Source organism: Neisseria weixii (assembly GCF_042658245.1).
Classification (GTDB): Bacteria; Pseudomonadota; Gammaproteobacteria; order Burkholderiales; family Neisseriaceae; genus Neisseria; species Neisseria weixii.
Genome location: NZ_JBHSPY010000001.1, coordinates 104,756 through 122,766, shown reverse-complemented (window position 1 = coordinate 122,766; position 18,011 = coordinate 104,756). Strand labels below are relative to the sequence as shown.

General features: G+C 48.8%; 19 protein-coding genes and 1 tRNA gene. 9 read left to right on the top strand and 11 right to left on the bottom strand.

Annotation, left to right across the window (positions count from 1 at the left end):
* Window positions 1-35: 35 nt before the first annotated feature.
* The 3 genes from modA (at window position 36) to ACFPVS_RS00610 (ending at window position 2,301) form a co-directional block, all read left to right on the top strand.
* Window positions 36-779 (top strand): molybdate ABC transporter substrate-binding protein, encoded by a 744-nt coding sequence (modA, locus tag ACFPVS_RS00620; protein WP_378595131.1) that lies wholly within the window; start codon window positions 36-38, stop codon window positions 777-779.
* Between the two features lie 191 nt (window positions 780-970).
* On the top strand, window positions 971-1,645 hold the full coding sequence (gene modB, locus ACFPVS_RS00615) for a molybdate ABC transporter permease subunit (RefSeq protein WP_096296089.1): 675 nt from the start codon (window positions 971-973) through the stop codon (window positions 1,643-1,645).
* Window positions 1,645-2,301, top strand: coding sequence for a sulfate/molybdate ABC transporter ATP-binding protein (locus ACFPVS_RS00610; RefSeq protein WP_096294901.1), 657 nt, complete (start codon window positions 1,645-1,647; stop codon window positions 2,299-2,301). The genes modB and ACFPVS_RS00610 overlap by 1 nt, the downstream gene beginning before the upstream one ends.
* A 69-nt stretch (window positions 2,302-2,370) precedes the next feature.
* Here the strand turns inward: ACFPVS_RS00610 and ACFPVS_RS00605 are convergent, their stop codons facing one another.
* Window positions 2,371-3,504 carry a PilT/PilU family type 4a pilus ATPase gene (locus ACFPVS_RS00605; RefSeq protein WP_123803983.1) on the bottom strand — a complete coding sequence of 378 codons (1,134 nt, stop codon included), beginning with the start codon at window positions 3,502-3,504 and terminating at the stop codon, window positions 2,371-2,373.
* A gap of 200 nt (window positions 3,505-3,704) precedes the next feature.
* Between ACFPVS_RS00605 and ACFPVS_RS00600 the strand changes: the two genes are divergently transcribed.
* The 3 genes from ACFPVS_RS00600 (at window position 3,705) to lepB (ending at window position 7,320) form a co-directional block, all read left to right on the top strand.
* Window positions 3,705-4,406, top strand: a complete 702-nt coding sequence (locus ACFPVS_RS00600) for a 5'-methylthioadenosine/adenosylhomocysteine nucleosidase (RefSeq protein ID WP_378595128.1) — start codon at window positions 3,705-3,707, stop codon at window positions 4,404-4,406.
* A 134-nt stretch (window positions 4,407-4,540) separates the two neighbouring features.
* Complete coding sequence (gene lepA, locus ACFPVS_RS00595; protein ID WP_378595127.1) at window positions 4,541-6,334, top strand: translation elongation factor 4; 1,794 nt, start codon at window positions 4,541-4,543, stop codon at window positions 6,332-6,334.
* Window positions 6,334-7,320 carry a signal peptidase I gene (lepB, locus tag ACFPVS_RS00590; protein WP_123803986.1) on the top strand — a complete coding sequence of 329 codons (987 nt, stop codon included), beginning with the start codon at window positions 6,334-6,336 and terminating at the stop codon, window positions 7,318-7,320. The genes lepA and lepB overlap by 1 nt, the downstream gene beginning before the upstream one ends.
* Window positions 7,321-7,378: 58 nt before the next feature.
* Here the strand turns inward: lepB and ACFPVS_RS00585 are convergent, their stop codons facing one another.
* Both ACFPVS_RS00585 and ACFPVS_RS00580 read right to left on the bottom strand, forming a co-directional pair.
* Entirely contained in the window at window positions 7,379-8,263 is an 885-nt protein-coding gene (locus ACFPVS_RS00585) for a DMT family transporter (RefSeq protein ID WP_123803987.1), read from the bottom strand.
* A gap of 253 nt (window positions 8,264-8,516) precedes the next feature.
* A complete protein-coding gene (locus tag ACFPVS_RS00580) occupies window positions 8,517-8,669 on the bottom strand; it encodes a hypothetical protein (RefSeq protein WP_198345339.1) in 153 nt (50 codons plus the stop codon).
* A 130-nt stretch (window positions 8,670-8,799) separates the two neighbouring features.
* Here ACFPVS_RS00580 and ACFPVS_RS00575 point away from each other — a divergent pair, with 130 nt between their 5' ends.
* Entirely contained in the window at window positions 8,800-10,176 is a 1,377-nt protein-coding gene (locus ACFPVS_RS00575; protein WP_199721117.1) for an amino acid permease, read from the top strand.
* Between the two features lie 169 nt (window positions 10,177-10,345).
* Here the strand turns inward: ACFPVS_RS00575 and ACFPVS_RS00570 are convergent, their stop codons facing one another.
* Window positions 10,346-10,474 (bottom strand): hypothetical protein, encoded by a 129-nt coding sequence (locus ACFPVS_RS00570; protein WP_378595124.1) that lies wholly within the window; start codon window positions 10,472-10,474, stop codon window positions 10,346-10,348.
* A gap of 4 nt (window positions 10,475-10,478) precedes the next feature.
* Between ACFPVS_RS00570 and ACFPVS_RS00565 the strand changes: the two genes are divergently transcribed.
* Window positions 10,479-10,760 (top strand): hypothetical protein, encoded by a 282-nt coding sequence (locus tag ACFPVS_RS00565; protein ID WP_378595122.1) that lies wholly within the window; start codon window positions 10,479-10,481, stop codon window positions 10,758-10,760.
* Between the two features lie 46 nt (window positions 10,761-10,806).
* Here ACFPVS_RS00565 and ACFPVS_RS00560 read toward each other — a convergent pair whose 3' ends face one another.
* The 3 genes from ACFPVS_RS00560 to ACFPVS_RS00550 form a co-directional block, all read right to left on the bottom strand.
* A complete protein-coding gene (locus ACFPVS_RS00560; protein ID WP_096294902.1) occupies window positions 10,807-11,115 on the bottom strand; it encodes a hypothetical protein in 309 nt (102 codons plus the stop codon).
* Between the two features lie 170 nt (window positions 11,116-11,285).
* A tRNA-Pro gene (locus tag ACFPVS_RS00555) sits at window positions 11,286-11,362 on the bottom strand.
* Between the two features lie 375 nt (window positions 11,363-11,737).
* Entirely contained in the window at window positions 11,738-12,352 is a 615-nt protein-coding gene (locus tag ACFPVS_RS00550; protein ID WP_232507525.1) for an ankyrin repeat domain-containing protein, read from the bottom strand.
* Between the two features lie 565 nt (window positions 12,353-12,917).
* On the opposite strand from ACFPVS_RS00550, the gene ACFPVS_RS00545 reads away from it, so the two are divergent.
* Window positions 12,918-13,067: a hypothetical protein gene (locus tag ACFPVS_RS00545; protein ID WP_157742704.1), complete on the top strand. Its 150-nt coding sequence runs from the start codon at window positions 12,918-12,920 to the stop codon at window positions 13,065-13,067.
* A 7-nt stretch (window positions 13,068-13,074) separates the two neighbouring features.
* Here ACFPVS_RS00545 and ACFPVS_RS00540 read toward each other — a convergent pair whose 3' ends face one another.
* The 4 genes from ACFPVS_RS00540 to uvrA form a co-directional block, all read right to left on the bottom strand.
* A complete protein-coding gene (locus ACFPVS_RS00540) occupies window positions 13,075-13,287 on the bottom strand; it encodes a transposase (protein ID WP_232507526.1) in 213 nt (70 codons plus the stop codon).
* Between the two features lie 491 nt (window positions 13,288-13,778).
* A complete protein-coding gene (locus tag ACFPVS_RS00535) occupies window positions 13,779-14,075 on the bottom strand; it encodes a hypothetical protein (RefSeq protein WP_096294904.1) in 297 nt (98 codons plus the stop codon).
* A gap of 90 nt (window positions 14,076-14,165) precedes the next feature.
* Entirely contained in the window at window positions 14,166-15,065 is a 900-nt protein-coding gene (locus ACFPVS_RS00530; protein WP_096294905.1) for a DUF6685 family protein, read from the bottom strand.
* Window positions 15,043-17,901, bottom strand: coding sequence for an excinuclease ABC subunit UvrA (uvrA, locus tag ACFPVS_RS00525; protein ID WP_378595118.1), 2,859 nt, complete (start codon window positions 17,899-17,901; stop codon window positions 15,043-15,045). Before uvrA ends, ACFPVS_RS00530 begins: the two co-directional genes overlap by 23 nt.
* Window positions 17,902-18,011: the final 110 nt, after the last annotated feature.

Genomic DNA, 18,011 nt, shown 5'->3' with positions numbered 1-18,011 from the left:
GTACAACAACGTTTTTTATTCATCGGGTAGGCCGTATGAAAATCCCCTATGCCTTTTTGTTGACCGCTTTTGCCGCAGGCCAAATATCCGCGGCGGAAATCACCGTATCTGCAGCCGCCAGCTTAAAAGATGCGTTCAATGACATCATCACGCACTATCACAAACAATATCCGCAAAGTAAAATCAAGCTCAATACCGCCGGTTCGGGGGTTTTGCTGCAACAGGCAGTGCGGGGTGCGCCGGTGGATGTATTGGCTTTTGCCGATGAAGTGACCATGAATCAGGCGCAGCAGAAGAATGTGATTGAAGCCGGCAGCCGCAAAACGTTTGCGCACAATGCTTTGGTGATTGCTGCACCGAAGAGCAGCCGGTATGCGGTAAACCAACTCGGCGATTTGCAAAGCCGACATTTCGGCCGCATTGCCGTGAGCAATCCGGCCAGCGTGCCGGCCGGCCGCTACAGCAAAGCCAGTTTGGAAAAAGCCGGTTTGTGGGCGGGTTTGCAGCCGAAAATCATCACCACGCAAAACGTGCGCCAGTCTTTAGATTACATCGCGCGCGGTGAGGTGGATGCCGGTTTTGTATACCGCACCGATGCCGTGTTGATGAAAGGCAAGGTCAAAATTTTGGCGACGGTGCCGACGCCAAGCGCCGTGTCTTACCCGATTGCGGTGAGCAAAAGCACCAAGCAGGCGGTGGAAGCCAAGCGGTTTGTGCAATATGTGTTGTCGGCGCAAGGGCAGGCGGTGTTGAACCGTTATGGTTTTAGAAAGCCTTGATGCTTCGAATGAAAAATGAAACAGGCCGTCTGAAAAAGAATATAAATCTAGTGGCTTAAAAATAAAAATAATACAGCGTTGCCAGCTCCCTTATGTACCGGATGTACACGGCAGCTGCCGCTTTGTCTTATTTCTATTTTAAACGGCTATATGCTTTATGCTTTCAGACGGCCTTCAATCATCACCCGCTTATGAACGAAACCTTACTCACAACTTTATTACTCTCGCTCAAAATTGCGGCGACCGCCACGTTGTTGAATACCGTGTTGGCGGTGGCGGTTGGCTTTGCCTTGGCACGCCGGCGTTTTGTCGGGCGCAATGTGCTGGATACATTGCTCACCCTGCCGATGGTGTTGCCGCCGACGGTACTCGGCTATTATTTGTTGGTGGCCTTCGGCCGCAACAGCGCATTCGGTGTGTGGCTGAAAGATACGTTCGGCATTAACCTGATTTTTACATGGCAGGGCGCGGTGATTGCGGCGGTGGTGGTGACTTTCCCGCTGATTTTCAAACCGGCGCGGGCGGCGTTTGAAGAAGTGAATCCGCAATGGGAGCAGGCCGCGAGGGTGTTGGGCCTGAGTGAAGCGGCGGTGTTTTTCCGCGTCAGCCTGCCCTTGGCGTGGCGTGGGATTTTGGCCGGTATTTTACTGGCATTTGCCCGCGCGTTGGGCGAATTTGGTGCCACATTGATGATTGCGGGCAGTATCCCGGGGCAGACACAGACCTTGTCGATTGCGATTTACGAAGCGGTGCAGGCCGGAGATGATGCGCTGGCCAATGGGTTGGTGGTGCTGGTGTCGGCGGTGTGTATTGTGATTTTACTGGCCGCCGGACATTTAATGTGCGTGAAAGACGGGAGAAAATAATGTTGTTTGATATCGAGTTGCACAAGAAATTGCCGTCGTTAGCCTTGAATGTCGCCCTGAAATCTGATGCGCAGCGCATCGTGATTTTAGGGGCATCCGGTTCGGGTAAAAGCCTGACCTTGCAATTGCTGGCCGGTTTGATGCAACCCGACAGCGGCTATATCCGCATCGACGGCGAAACATGGTGGGATGAGCGCGTAAAGTTGGCCACACAAGCGCGCAAAGCCGGTTTGCTGTTTCAAGACTATGCCCTGTTTCCACATTTGACCGTGGCGCAGAATATCGATTTCGGCTTGGCAACAGGTTGGCGCAATCCGAACAAAAGGCCGTCTGAAAAAGCGCAGTATTGGTTGGATTTGCTTGAGTTGGCACACATTGCCGACCATTATCCCAACCAAATGTCCGGCGGGCAAAAACAGCGCACAGCCTTGGCACGGATGTTGATTACCGGGCCGAAACTGTTGCTGCTGGATGAGCCGTTTTCCGCATTGGATGCCCAGTTGCGCCAACGCACCCGCCGCGAAGTATTGGATTTGCAGCAGATGGCGGGTGTGCCGATGATTCTGATTACCCATGACCGGGCCGATGCGGAAGCCTTGGGGCAGGAAATTTGGCACATGGCAAACGGGGTATTACGATTGGAAAAAGCTTATTGAGATTAAATGATGGATTGAATCAAGGCCGTCTGAAAATGTTTCAGACGGCCTTTGATATATTTTAATGATTCAAATCAGCTCCAAATCCGGACCCGCATTTTGCGCGCGACGGCTGCGTAATTGGATGTCCAAGCGTAAATCGTGGGCGGAATCGGCATTGCGAATGGCATCTTGGAAACTGATGTCGCCGCGTTCATAAAGTTCGTACAAGGCTTGGTCAAAAGTTTGCATGCCTTGGGCGGCGGATTTCTTCATCAACTCTTTGATACCGTGGATTTCGCCTTTATTGATCAATTCGGCAATCAGCGGAGAATTGAGCAACACTTCCACCGCGGCCACACGGCCTTTGCCGCTTTCGCGCGGCACCAGACGTTGCGAGATAAATGCTTGCAGGTTCAGCGACAAATCAGTCAGAAGCTGCGTGCGGCGTTCTTCTGGGAAGAAGTTGATGATGCGGTCGAGCGCTTGGTTGGTGCTGTTAGCGTGCAGTGTGGCCATGCACAAGTGGCCGGTTTCGGCAAAGGCAATCGCGTAATCCATGGTTTCGCGGTCGCGAATCTCACCAATCAAAATCACATCCGGTGCTTGGCGCAGCGTGTTTTTCAGCGCTGCCATCCAGTTTTCGGTATCTACGCCGACTTCTCGTTGGGTGATGATGCAGTTTTTGTGTTCGTGTACAAATTCGATCGGATCTTCGATGGTGATGATGTGGTCGAACGAATTTTCGTTGCGGTAATCAATCAAAGAAGCCAGCGATGTCGATTTTCCCGAGCCTGTGCCGCCGACGAAAATCACCAAACCACGTTTTTTCATGGCCACATCTTTCAATACCGGCGGCAGATTGAGACTGTCGAATTTCGGAATATTGCTGGTAATCGCGCGGAACACCATCGCCGTGGCGCCACGTTGAATCATGGCATTGACACGGAAGCGGCTGGTGTCGGGCAGACTGATGGCGAAGTTGCATTCATTGGTGCTGGAAAATTCTTCGATTTGCTTGGTATTCATAATCGAAAAAGCCAATTCCATGCACTTTTCAGCCGTCAGCGGTGTGTCGTTGAGGCGGGTGATTTTGCCGTCCACTTTCATGGCAGGCGGGAAATTGGTGGTGATGAATAAATCTGAACCTTTGTATTTATTCATGTGGCGCAGCCAACCGAATAATTCTTCCTTGGCGCCGGGTGGATTATTTGGATCAAACATTTGCGTTTTCGTATTTAAAATAGTTTGGAAGGAGATTAGTTTAGAAGGATATTATAGCAAGCTTGCTGCTTATCGGTGTGTCATCATCGAATATATCCGATTATATCCGATAAAAAATTAAGCCTTGTTGTGTTTTACACAGACCGGCAAGATGACGGCTTTGGGTTATAATCGGAGCAAATCTTTCAGAAAGGCAAGAAATGAGCATGAACACAGTGGCCGTAATCGGTGCGATGGCGCAGGAAATCGAATTGTTGAAAACGCGTATGGACGACATTAAAGCGTTTCAATTCGGCAAATTTAATGCCTATGAAGGCACACTCAACGGTAAGCGCATGGTGTTGGTATTGAGCGGCATCGGCAAAGTCAATGCCGCGATTGCCACTTCATGGGTGATTCATCAGTTCCAACCCGATTGCGTGATTAATACCGGCAGCGCGGGCGGCTTAGGCAAGGGTTTGAAAGTCGGCGATGTCGTGATTGGCGAACGCATCGCTCATCATGATGTCGATGTGACCGCATTCGGCTATGTGTGGGGACAAATACCGCAGCAGCCTGCCGTATTTGAAAGTGATGAACATTTGATGGCCGTGGCCAAAGAAGCGGCGCAGGCGTTTGAACACGCCCGAGTCAACCGCGGTTTGATTGTCAGCGGCGACCAATTTGTCCACAGCAGCGAGCGTGTGGCGGAAATCCGTGGTCATTTTAATGATGTACAGGCGGTCGAAATGGAAGCGGCCGCGATTGCGCAGGCTTGCCATCAATTGGATACGCCGTTTGTCGTGATTCGTGCGGTGTCGGATTCTGCCGATGAAAAAGCGGATATTAGTTTTGAAGAATTTTTGAAAACGGCAGCGGTGAGTTCGGCGAAGATGGTGACGGAGGTTGTTGCCAAGCTTTAAAAACCCATGCAAAAACAGTAAATTTCCGCTAAAATACGCAGCTATTTTAATTCTATTTGGAAGGCCGTCTGAAAGCTTACCGTGTTTTTTCAGACGGCCTTTTGAACCATTGAACTTTTCATCAAAATAACTACATGAAAAATATCCGAAATTTCTCCATTATTGCCCACATCGACCATGGTAAATCAACGCTGGCCGACCGTTTCATTCAGTATTGCGGCGGTTTGGAATTGCGTGAAATGAGCACACAGGTGCTGGATTCTATGGATATTGAAAAAGAGCGCGGCATCACCATTAAGGCGCAAACCGCGGCTTTGAGCTACAAAGCGCGTGATGGCCAGACTTATCAGCTCAACCTGATTGACACTCCCGGACACGTTGACTTTTCTTACGAAGTGTCGCGCTCGTTGTCTGCTTGCGAAGGCGCGCTGTTGGTGGTGGATGCGTCGCAAGGTGTGGAAGCGCAAACCGTGGCCAACTGCTACACCGCGATTGATTTGGGCGTGGAAGTCGTACCGGTGTTAAACAAAATCGACTTGCCTGCCGCCGACCCTGAGCGTGTGGAGCAGGAAATTGAAGACATCATCGGCATCGATGCCATCGGCGCAGTGCAGTGTTCGGCCAAGAGCGGCGTGGGCGTGGAAGATGTGTTGGAAGAAATCGTGGCCAAAGTGCCGGCACCTGAAGGTGGCGAAGATGCGCCTTTGCAGGCGATGATTATCGATTCTTGGTTTGACAACTATGTCGGCGTGGTGATGCTGATCCGCATCAAACAAGGCCGTCTGAAACTCAAAGACAAAGTGCGTTTCATGAGCACCAAAGCGGAAACGCAGGTCGAGCAATTGGGTGTGTTCACGCCGAAATCGGTGCAGAAGGCGGAATTGAAAGCCGGTGAAGTAGGCTTTTTGATAACCGGTATTAAAGAATTGGGTTCGGCCAAAGTGGGCGACACCATCACGCTGACGGCCAATCCTGCCGCCGAGCCGCTGCCGGGCTTCCAAGAAGTGCAAAGCCAGGTATTTGCCGGCCTGTATCCGGTGGAAAGCCACGATTACGAAGCCTTGCGCGATGCCTTGGAAAAACTGCAACTTAACGACGCGGCTTTGAAATTCGAGCCGGAAGTGTCGCAAGCCTTGGGTTTCGGTTTCCGTTGCGGATTCTTGGGTCTGCTGCACTTGGAAATCGTTCAAGAGCGTTTGGAACGCGAATTCGACATGGATCTGATTACCACTGCGCCGACAGTGGTGTATGAAGTGGTGATGAAAAACGGCGAAAAAATCGAAGTGGAAAACCCGTCCAAACTGCCCGACATCAGCCAGATTGAGACCATTCTCGAGCCGATTATCACCGCAACCATTCTCGTACCGCAGGAATATGTCGGCAACGTGATGACGCTGTGTAACCAAAAGCGCGGCGTGCAGGTCAATATGCAATACATGGGCCGCCAAGTGATGCTGACCTACGATTTGCCGATGAATGAAGTAGTGATGGATTTCTTCGACAGGCTCAAATCCACCTCCCGCGGCTATGCTTCGTTGGATTATCAGTTTAAAGAATTCCAAGCTTCTGATTTGATTAAGCTGGATATTATGGTCAACGGAGAAAAAGTCGATGCCTTGAGCCTGATTGTGCATCGTCAAAGCGCGGTACACCGCGGCCGTGAATTGGCTGCCAAAATGCGCGAGCTGATTCCGCGCCAAATGTTTGACATCGCCGTGCAGGCCGCCATCGGCAGTCAGATTATCGCCCGTGAAAATGTCAAAGCCCTGCGTAAAAACGTATTGGCGAAATGTTACGGCGGCGACATCACGCGTAAGAAAAAACTATTGGAAAAACAAAAAGCCGGGAAACGCCGTATGAAACAGGTGGGCAATGTGGAAATTCCGCAAAGCGCGTTCTTGGCGATTTTGCAAGTGAGTGACAAATAATGGGTACAAATTTATTGTTTGCAGCCATCGCTGCCTTTGTGTTCGGCGTGGTGCTGTATCTGAAAAGCAGCAAAGTGCGTGAAGACAACGGGGAATGGAGCAGCGGCCTGCAATGGGGCTATCTGCTGATGATGATCGGCGTGTTCGGTGTATTGTCTTTTTTCATGAGTTTTACCGCCGTATTGCTGGTGTTTGTCGTGTTTACCGGCATTGTGTGGTTTATCCATAAAGGCCGTCTGAAAAAAGATCCGGCGCATCAAGACGAAGGCCACTTTACCGATTACATGAACGGCTTTTTCCCGATTATCTTAATCGTATTTGTATTGCGTACCTTTATCGCCGAACCTTTCCAAATTCCGTCGAGTTCGATGCGTCCGGGCTTGGTGGTAGGCGACTTTATCTTGGTGAATAAGTTTTCATACGGCATCCGCACCCCGATTATCAATAATTTGCTGATTCCGACCGGTAAAGTCGAGCATGGCGATGTGGTGGTGTTTACCTATCCGGAAAATCCGAGCATCAACTACATCAAGCGCGCCATCGGCTTGCCGGGTGATGTGGTTGAATACAAAGACAAAGTCTTGAGCATCAACGGCCAAACCATTACCGAGCAATCCGAAGGCATGCAGACTTACGCCGAAAACACCCGCCAATACGGCATGGTGGATATTGAAGCCGAAGCCTTCCGTGAAAACATCGGCAACCACAGCTACCAAGTGTTGAAAATGGCCGAGCAGCCAAGCTTCCTGCCGCAAGCCGTGCGCGCCAATTTTGCTTATCGTGAAAACTGCGAATACGCGCCAGACGGCTCCGCCTTTAAATGCACGGTGCCGGAAGGTCATTATTTTATGATGGGCGACAACCGCGACAACAGTGAAGATTCCCGCTACTGGGGCTTTGTGAGTGATAAACTGATTGTTGGCAAAGCATTTTTTGTGTGGATGAACTTCGGCGATATGAGCCGAATCGGTACATCGATTAAATAAAAGTTGATGTGAAAGGCCGTCTGAAACACCATGTTCAGACGGCCTTTTGCCATATCGATTAATCTGCCGGTTTGCTTTTAAGCGAGCCCAAATAAATCGCCAGCAGCGTCATCGCCGCCCCAAGCCACTGTAAGCCGTTGATCGGTTTGTCGAGCCAGAAATAGTCGATAACTAAGGCGGCGACGGGTTCGGAAAGCAGTAAAAGACCGGTGAGCGAGAGCGACAGTAATAGAATGGCATAAGCAATCAAACCCCAAGCAAAACACTGCATCACTACGCCGTAAATCAATACCAAGCCGACATCGCGCAAAGTGGCCGGGTAGAGTGCGCCCGCATCGAACATCAAGGCCGGCAAAATCAGCGACAATGCGCCACCGAAGCTTAAAATCATCATTAAAGGAAACAGCGCGGTATGTTCGATTTGATGGGTTTTACGGATAAATACCATCGATAAAGCCAACATCGCACCTGAGGCAATCCCGCTGACGAAGCCCCAAACGGCATCGCTGTTGTAACTGAATTCCGGGCTGCCGATAAAGGCCACACCAGTAACGGCAATCAGCAAACTGAGCATTTGCAGTTTGCTTAAGCGCTCGCCGAAAAAGAAAAAGCCGATGGCGGATAGGAAAAAGATTTGCAGGCTGTTGAGCAGGGTCGAAATACCGGGGCCGACAGCGTGGATGCTCTCATGCCACAGCGCCAAATCAAAGGCAAGGAAAACGCCGGAGAGCAGGGCGGTGTAAACCGCTTTTTTGTTTTGGGGTAATTTTTGACCGAAAAAGCGCGCCAAGAAGAAAAACACCACACCAGAAATGGCCAACCGCCAGAAGGCAATGGCATAAGAGCCAACATCGACAAATTTCACAATCAGGCTGCCCAAGCCGAAAATAATGCAGCCGGCTACCAGCAGCGGTGCAGCATGTAAGGCGTGCCGTTCAGACATGATGCTCCTATAAATATGGATGAATCGGGCTTTGGATTGTGCCATATTTTGGGTGTAAATAGAACCATACTTTTCAGACGGTCTCATCAATTATAGCGGCTTACACCAAATCTTTAACTGCTTCTTGCTTTTCCAATAATTCGTTCAAGGTGGGGCAATGCGCTGCCGGCTGAAGTCATCCGATAAACCCAAACCTTGTACAATTTGATAATTGCTGTTTTCACAAATCACAGGAAAACCGAAAATCACGTTTTCAGGGATGCTGTATGACCCATCCGGCGGCACACCAATGGTGACCTATTTCACGACCGGTCACTTTATTCAATGCTTCGCCCTGTGTTTTGAAAATCGCCGCGTTGGCATTGAGCAAATCCGAACGCTCCATACCTTTGTGCAAAAGTTTCATTCTAAAAAATCAACTTAACACAATCTTGTTATTTTTCATATTTTTCAGTTATATTGTGTTTTCTTTAACACAAAGCGCGATGAGCTCAATGGTTCATCAATTGTTTGACACTATGCAAGAGGTACCCATCATGAGTAAAGTACAAGAAGTCAAATTACAACGCAATCTTAAAAATCGTCATCTGCAACTGATTGCCATTGGCGGTGCTATTGGCACGGGTTTGTTTATGGGCTCAGGAAAAACCATTAGCTTGGCAGGACCTTCGGTGTTGCTGACTTATATGCTGATTGGTTTTTTTCTATTTTTCGTCATGCGCGCCATGGGTGAATTGCTGTTATCAAATCTCGAATATAAATCTTTTACCGATTTTACCCACGATATTTTAGGGCGCGGTGTGGGTTTTTTTGTCGGCTGGACCTATTGGTTCTGCTGGGTTGTGATTGGTATTGCCGACATTATTGCGATTACAAGTTATGTGCAATTCTGGTGGCCTGATGTACCGCTGTGGCTGCCAGGTTTGGCGTGTATTTTCATTATGGCGTCGTTGAATATGCTGACGGTACGTTTGTTTGGCGAAATGGAGTTTTGGTTTGCGCTGATTAAAATTGTTGCCATTGTTGGCTTGGTTTTGGTAGGGGTTTATTTGATTGCAACGGGTTTTGTGAATCCAAATACAGGCATTCCTGCGTCGTTGAGTCATTTATGGATGCGTGAAGGTGGGATTTTTCCACACGGCATTGGGGGCTTTTTCTCGGCATTTCAAATTGCGGTTTTCGCCTTTTTGGGCATTGAATTAGTAGGCACCGCAGCAGCAGAAACGCAAGACCCTTATACCAATTTGCCTAAAGCGATTAACCGCATTCCGATTCGCGTGATTGTGTTTTATGTGTTGGCATTGAGCATAATTATGACGGTTACGCCATGGGATATGGTAGATCCCAAAATCAGTCCATTTGTAAACATGTTTACCATGATTGGCATTCCGATTGCCGCAGGTTTGATTAATTTGGTGGTCTTGTCGTCTGCTTTATCCTCAGCCAATGGCGGTATGTTTTCCACAGGGCGTATGTTATACGGCTTGGCAAAAACGCAATCTGCACCGCGCGTATTTGGTTTATTGAATTTACGTGGTGTGCCTGCGCCCGCATTGATGTTCTCTTGTAGCTTGTTGTTATTGGGTTTGATTTTGCTTTATGTGGGCGAAGACACCAGCATTATGGAAATGTTTACCATCGTTACCACCATTTCCAGTATTGGTTTTATTTTTGTGTGGATGATGATTTTGTTGGCATACATCAAATATCGCAAAACGCGCCCTGAATTACACGCGCAATCGGTGTACAAAATGCCAGGCGGCGTGATGATGGCTTGGGCATGTTTGGCATTTTTGGTGTTCTCACTTTATCTTTTCTCGCGCGACGCGGATACGCTCACAGGTATGCTGTATATGCCCGTTTGGTTCGGTGTTTTGGGTATTGCTTATGCTGTAAAATTCCGTAAGCCGTAAAGTCATAAAAATGGTAAAATTTCAGGCAGCTTGTTTTCAGGCTGCCTGAAACCTTTGTAACCTTTTATCTTGGGCACATTTCTTCGCGATACACTTTTCGTACGTTTGAAAATATTTCAAATATTATCTGCGCATATTGCGATGCTATCGCTTTGAACTGCGTTCAAATTTAGAGGCTTACAAAGCGTGCGCAAGCGCGGGCACTAATCAAAATCGCAATCTGCATCTTTAACGCGCCACTTCCGGGATCATCGGCGGCAAACACACCCAGCAGCAGCAGAAACGCGTAATCGTGCATTTCCATGACCCTGCAAAGCTTTTTGCGTATGCGGCAAATCCGGCAACTGCAAAATCATCGGCTGGCCGCGTCCCGGCATAATCCCGCCGGCAATGCGGAACAAAGCCGCATACGCAATTTGCCCACCGCACCGGTGGCCGCAATACGGATAGGGGGTTTCAAAGTCATCATCAATCTCTGTAAGAAAAACAAAAGATTAAAGAAGCGGGGTTATAATAAATGCTGTCCTCCGCAACAATATGGCAAAAATAAAAGTTTTCTTACAAAAATAAAGAAGGCCGTTTGAAAGGCGGCAGCATATTGCTGCTTTTCAGGCGGCCTGGACGGCATGATTATTCGCAATTCAAATTTTTGACCTTTTGCGGAAAATCATGCAGCGCGATTTCACACATTCTCACCCGCTGTTTTTCATCGGCGGCAGGCAGCGATTGGCGCAAAAATGTCGTGTTCCCGCTTTGGAACAACGCCTTTTTCTCGCCTACCTTGTGATAACACGCCTCCGCGCGTTTGAAATATTCTTGACAGACCGGCGGCATTTCTTCCAAAGCCAAAGGTTTGTGTTTGTGCATACTGCGCGCCGAAGCGGCGGAAGCCGAAGCAGCCATTGCTGCCAGCAGCAACCATTTGAAAACATGATTCATCATGAGATTCCTTTAAAAAAATGAACTTTGTCATTATAAAACTGGGTATTCAAAAAACAGAAGAGTGTGCATAAAGTTTTATAAAAGATAAACAAAAGGCCGTCTGAAAGATTTCAGGCGGCCAATAAATTAATAAGCAGCCCTAAAATAAATCAGGCTGCTTTTTTAAATGGTCGGAATGAGAGGATTCGAACCTCCGACCCCCTGCACCCCATGCAGGTGCGCTACCAGGCTGCGCTACATTCCGGTTGAGAAGTAGGAATTATAAAGATTGTTGGGTGATTTGGCAAACAGGGTGGGAGGTAGATTTCAGTATATGCGCTTGATGATGGAAAGCCAACTTACTTGCCGTACAGGCAAAGCTTTACTGATGGCAAGACCTTGTGAAACAAAGGGGTATGGCGCAGGCACGGAAGCGGTGGGCGGGTTATGCGGGGATTCGGGTTGTTTTTTATCTCAACGAGTTTATAAAAATGAATAGAAAAAGGCCGTCTGAAATCAATGATTCAGACGGCTTTGAGGGTATGGATTGACCGATCCCAACCAACACGCGTGCCTTAGGGCTCACATCCTACATCTGACGATGCTTCAGACGGCCTATAGGATAGACGTGTAGCGGCTTTTATTTCTGACAATCCGATTTGCCCGTTTTATGGTTGATTGCACCTTGCGCAACCAAGTATTCCACTACCGCCTTATGGCCTTTTTCACAAGCAAACGACCGCGCGCTTTGGTCTTTTTTGCTGACCAAATTCAAATCCGCACCTTGCGAATGCAGATATTTCACCGTTTCCAAGCCCCCGTTGCTGGCTGACACAATCATCAGCGTTTCGCCGTCGTCTTCCACCGTTTGGTCGTTCAAATCCGTTTCCGCGCGCAGCATATGATGCACTTTCTTCACGATATTGGTGTTTTTGCCCAATGCCGCCAACTTCAAAACGTTATACACATCGCCGCGGTCGGTCGCACGCAGGTCGGCACCTTTTTCAATCAAATAGTCGGCAATGTCTTCATAACCGATAAATGCCGCCCAGCCGAAAGCCGTTTGCCCTAAAGCCGCTTCGTCTTTTGCTTCCAAATCCTGACCGGCTTCCACCATCTGCTTAACCTTGGCAAAATCGCCGCGTTTTACCGCATCAAACCAAGCCGCATCTTTGCTTTCCGAAGGCTTTTCGTAAAAAATGCGCCAGTGCAGCTTATCCGAATTGGCAATGTCTTCCATATCCGCACGGCCCAAACGCCAGCCGTCTGTGGCAACCGCAGCATCCGCTGATTGAGTATGAGGCGCAGAATGTCCGTTGCACGCGCTTAATGCGGCGGCGCGAAATGTTTCATTAAGTATTCCTTAATCGGGATATGAATCGGAAACAACATTTTACCCTAATTTCAATGTAAAAGCGGCAGCAGCGCAGACGGGGTTAAAAATGCAGAAAAAGCGGCGAAGAATACGGCCGTGTTACCCTGATAACCGTATTCAACATGATGGGCGGCCAAAACACCAAGCCGTTGATTGGGTCAGAGCCGGAAGAATAAGGGCGGCCGATTTTATGCACCAAGCCGGTTTGGTTAAAACCGCAGATAACGTAAGCCTAACCGCTACAGTTAAAGAAAAAGCCCAAAACTGCAAAATTATTTGCTATGCTCGGGCAACGAGCTTAAGGGGCTGGAATAAAACAAGCCGTCTGAAACCTTTCAGATGGCTTGTTTGTGATGAGGAGGTATGACCGGTATGCGAATGTTTAGGGGGAACAGCGAGACAAAAATAACCTGATTCAGCCGCTTTAAGAATTGGAAATAAAGCAATGCTGTCTCAAAGATTTCAGACGGCATTCGAGTTTGAAGCCCAACGAATGCGCCTATGCTTCGGGGCACACGCCCTACACGCGGAATCAGCGATCGTTGAGTCGGCGGTAGAGTGTGCGGCGCAGCCACGCACGCGGTTGTTTATTTAAGTTTCCATCATTCCCCAAAATTCATTATCCGAGCCCCAGCCGTCCCGCCCCAATCCGGCGGCAGCAAACCATCACGCACGAAGCGGTGGAATGAAGAAAACGGCCAATCTTTTACCTTAACCGCCAAACCATGTTTCACCGGATTGAAATGCACATCATCCACCGCACGCCGCAAATCCGCATCATCACGCACGGTATGTTCGTAAAACGGCGCTGCCAAATCCCTTTTTCATGCCGCCGCTGTTTGCTGGCGGATAAACCATCCGATGCAGCGAAATGATGTGAGAAACGGGTTTTCATCAAGCGCCAGCGCAGCGAATAATCGCAATCGCCATCGTGTAAAGGCCAAACCGCATGAAAATGGTTGGGTATAACGCAAATTGCTAGGGTTTCAAACGGATAGCGTTTTTGCACCGAGGCTTAGGCTTCGCGAAGCAGATTGATATGTTCGACTAGTAAACGCGATTTCGGGTCGGCAAGTTTAACGGTAAAGAAAAACGTGCCGTCTTCGATGTAGTTGCGGCGATAGTGCGACATTTATTTCCTTTGTTATTATTTCGATTTGCACTATCATAACAAAGGCGGTGAGAAAGCAAAAGGCCGCCTGAAATGTATCGGTTTCAACATACAAGGGTGTGTGGCGCAGTCACGCACGTGATGGTGTGGGTTATGCAGGCTACGCTTGCTTTTAAAAGGGATTAAAAATAACCATTAGCCGAATTTCGTTTGTAATGCTTGTAGTGCTGAATTTAAACATTCTTCCGCAGAAAGCGCAGCAGTATCCCCGAGTTTGGGTACGGTATGCAAATCCAGTACATATTGCGCTTCATCTGCGAGTATATCCTGGGTGAAAGATGGTTTTACTTGGTATGTTTCCAATCTGAACAAACGTGCGTAAAACTCCCCGTTACCGTTTTTCAAAATTTCAAGTTTGAAATTCAACTCATCATCCAGCAGGGCAATCGGATTTACAACAATTGTTTTCACTACTTCTGAATATTGCAGCATTCTTAGTCTCCCGATTTAAGCAGCAAGGGTGTGTGGTGTAGCCACGCACGCGGTGGTGCGGGTTATTCAGGCTACGCTTGTTCCGGCTTGCTACCATTTGCTATTTTGTATTTTCAAAAGCTCCTTAAGAAATACACTAAAATCTAGCGTATTATTAAGCTTAAGTACTTCAGCTACTTGCAATGAACGCCTGTTGATACGAGGTAATAGTAATACACAATAGTTTTCTTTGTATGGTTCAGGCAAATATCGCATAAAGTAATCAGCCTTGAAAGTTTCCATTATCTCTCTAAATTCATTTGTAAAGCTATAATGATTGGATACGATAAACATTTCAAATTTTTGAATAAGTGAATATACAGAGTTTTCATTAATTTTATAACTATGTAGTTTACCTTTTAAGAAAATTTTTTTGTTAAGCTTTTTGGCTAGATAGCGAGCAGCAGAAAAATGATGGGATCCGCCAGCATTGATGAGGAATAAACGTTTATCCCATACATAGGTTGCAAAGTAATCAGAAGAATTTTTATGAAAAATCCTTATTTCACGCCAATTTAGGTTCTGCTCAAGTTTCTCATGACTGATTGGAAAAATCATTTCTTTAGAGTTGTTTTCAACTAACTCATCTAAGCTGAAAAAGTCTCTTAATTCAGACTTGGAAGCTGCTAAACCTGTAACATCTTGAAGCTCACATTCCCAGTTTTCTATGATTTCACATATTCCGAAAAACTTGAATTCATCTAATCGTAATTCACGAAATTGATACCTATGATCTTCATATACCCAACCTTTTGCTGCTCCATATGGGTGATGAAAATAATAAGAATCTATATCTTGCCAATCATGCCAACGAATTACACTTGATAATGCAATACTTTTCTGGGGTTCTTTAAGTGAGTTAACAATAAACAACTCATTTTGATTAATAAATTTGCGAATGGAGATATTTAATCGTAGTAATTGAATTTTATTTAGAATTGAATAAAACATTTTTCAAATACTTCCCAGTATAACTCCCCTTAACTTTCATCACATCTTCCGGCGAACCCTTGGCAATAATCCTCCCCCCACCATCGCCGCCTTCCGGCCCTAAGTCTACAATATAATCCGCCGTTTTAATCACATCCAGATTATGCTCGATAATGACAATCGAGTTGCCTTTGCCTTTCAGACGGCCTATTACCTCTAATAACAAGGCAATATCGGCGAAGTGCAAACCCGTGGTCGGTTCGTCGAGAATATACAAAGTGCGGCCGGTGTCGCGTTTGGAGAGTTCGAGCGCGAGTTTGACGCGTTGGGCTTCGCCACCTGATAAGGTGGTGGCGGATTGGCCGAGGCGGATATAGCCGAGGCCGACGTCCATCAGGGTTTGCAGTTTGCGCGATACGGTGGGCACGGCGTCGAAGAATTGGCGGGCTTCTTCTACGGTCATATCCAGCACTTGGCTGATGTTTTTGCCTTTGTATTGCACCTCCAGTGTTTCGCGGTTGTAGCGTTTGCCGTGGCACACTTCGCAGGGTACATACACGTCGGGCAGGAAGTGCATTTCGACTTTGATCACGCCGTCTCCCTGGCAGGCTTCGCAGCGGCCGCCTTTGACGTTGAACGAGAAGCGGCCGACGTTGTAGCCGCGTTCGCGCGAGAGCGGCACGCCGGCGAAGAGGTCGCGGATGGGGGTAAACAGGCCGGTGTAGGTGGCGGGGTTGGAGCGTGGGGTGCGGCCAATGGGGGATTGGTCGACGTTGATGACTTTGTCGAGATGGTCGAGGCCGCTGATATCGTCGTAGGGCGCGGGTTCTTCGTGGGCGCGGTTAAGCTCGCGGGCGGTGATTTTGGCGAGTGTGTCGTTAATCAGGGTGGATTTGCCGCTGCCGGATACGCCGGTGATGCAGGTAATCAAGCCCAGCGGCAGTTCGAGGGTAACGTTTTTGAGGTTGTTGCCGCGCGCGCCTTTTAACACCAGCATTCTTTCGGAGTTGACAGGCGTTCTTTCAGAGGGCACTTCGATTTTCTTTTTGCCGCTTAAGTATTGGCCGGTAACGGATTCTTTGCAGGCGGCGACTTTGGCGGGGGTGTCGGCCACCAGCACGTTGCCGCCGTGTTCGCCGGCGCCGGAGCCCATATCAATCACGAAATCGGCTTCGCGGATGGCGTCTTCGTCGTGTTCGACCACAATCACGCTGTTGCCCAAGTCGCGCAGGCGTTTGAGGGTGGCCAGCAGGCGGTCGTTGTCGCGCTGGTGCAGGCCGATGGAGGGTTCGTCGAGTACATACATCACGCCGGTTAGGCCGCTGCCGATTTGGCTGGCTAAACGGATACGCTGGGCTTCGCCACCGGAGAGGGTTTCGGCGGAACGGGCGAGGTTGAGGTAGTCGAGGCCGACGTTAATCAGAAAGCCTAAGCGCTCGGTGATTTCTTTAAGGATTTTTTCGGCAATCTGCTTTTTGTTGCCTTCCAAATCAAGTTGTTCAAAGAATTCATGGGTTTTGGTGAGCGGCCAGGCGGAAAGCTCGTGCAGCGGCTGTTTGCCCACATACACATAGCGCGCTTCTTTGCGCAGGCGCGCGCCGCCGCAGCTCGGGCAGGCGCGGTGGCTTTGGTATTCGCGCAGTTTGTCGCGGATGGTTTCGCTGTCGGTTTCGCGGTAACGGCGTTCCATATTGGGAATGATGCCTTCAAAGGCATGGTTGCGTTTGAATGTGCCACCGCGCTCGGAAAGGTATTGGAATTCAATCACTTCTTTGCCGGAGCCGTGCAACACGATTTTTTGGATATTGGCCGGCAATTCTTCAAACGGCGTTTTCACATCAAAATCATAATGGGCGGCAAGTGATTGAATCATTTGAAAATAAAACTGATTGCGCTTGTCCCAGCCGTCAATGGCGCCGTCGGCCAACGATAATTCAGGATGCGCTACTACGCGCTGCGGGTCGAAGAAATTATTGCTGCCCAAACCGTCGCAGCTTGGGCAGGCGCCGACCGGATTGTTGAAGGAAAACAAGCGCGGCTCTAATTCTTGCAGGCTGTATGAGCACATCGGGCAGGCAAAACGCGCGGAAAACCAATGTTCTTCGCCGCTGTCCATTTCCAAAGCCAACGCGCGCTCTTCGCCGTGGCGCAGCGCGGTTTCGAAGCTTTCGGCCAAGCGCTGTTTGATGTCGGCTTTCACTTTGACACGGTCGATGACTACGTCGATGTCGTGTTTGATGTTTTTTTCCAGCTTCGGCACTTCATCCAGCGTGTACACTTCGCCATCGACGCGCACACGCGCAAAGCCATGCGCCTGCAAATCGGCAAAAAAATCGACGAATTCGCCTTTGCGGCCGCGTACCGCCGGTGCCAGAATCATCATGCGCGTATCTTCCGGCAAACCCAACACATGATCGACCATTTGTGACACGGTTTGGCTCGATAAAGGCAGGTTATGCTCGGGGCAATAAGGCGTGCCGATACGCGCATACAGCAGGCGCAGGTAATCGTGGATTTCGGTGACGGTGCCGACGGTAGAGCGCGGGTTGTGGCTGGTGGATTTCTGTTCGATGGAAATGGCGGGTGACAAACCCTCAATCAAATCGACATCGGGCTTATCCATCATCTGCAAAAACTGGCGCGCATAGGCGGAAAGGCTTTCCACATAGCGGCGCTGGCCTTCGGCATAAAGGGTGTCGAAAGCCAGGCTCGATTTGCCGCTGCCCGACAAACCGGTTACTACCACCAATTTATGGCGCGGAATATCCAAATCGATGTTTTTCAAATTATGCGTGCGTGCGCCGCGGATGCGGATGGTGTCGTTGTCGGAAGCGTTTTTGTGATGATGGTTGCACATAGTGTTTAGGCCGTCTGAAAATAAAATCGAGAATAGGATATTGTAGCACTTTTCGTCAGTTCAACTGATGATGTGCAGTGTCGATTTTTTCAGACGGCCCGACTATTTAC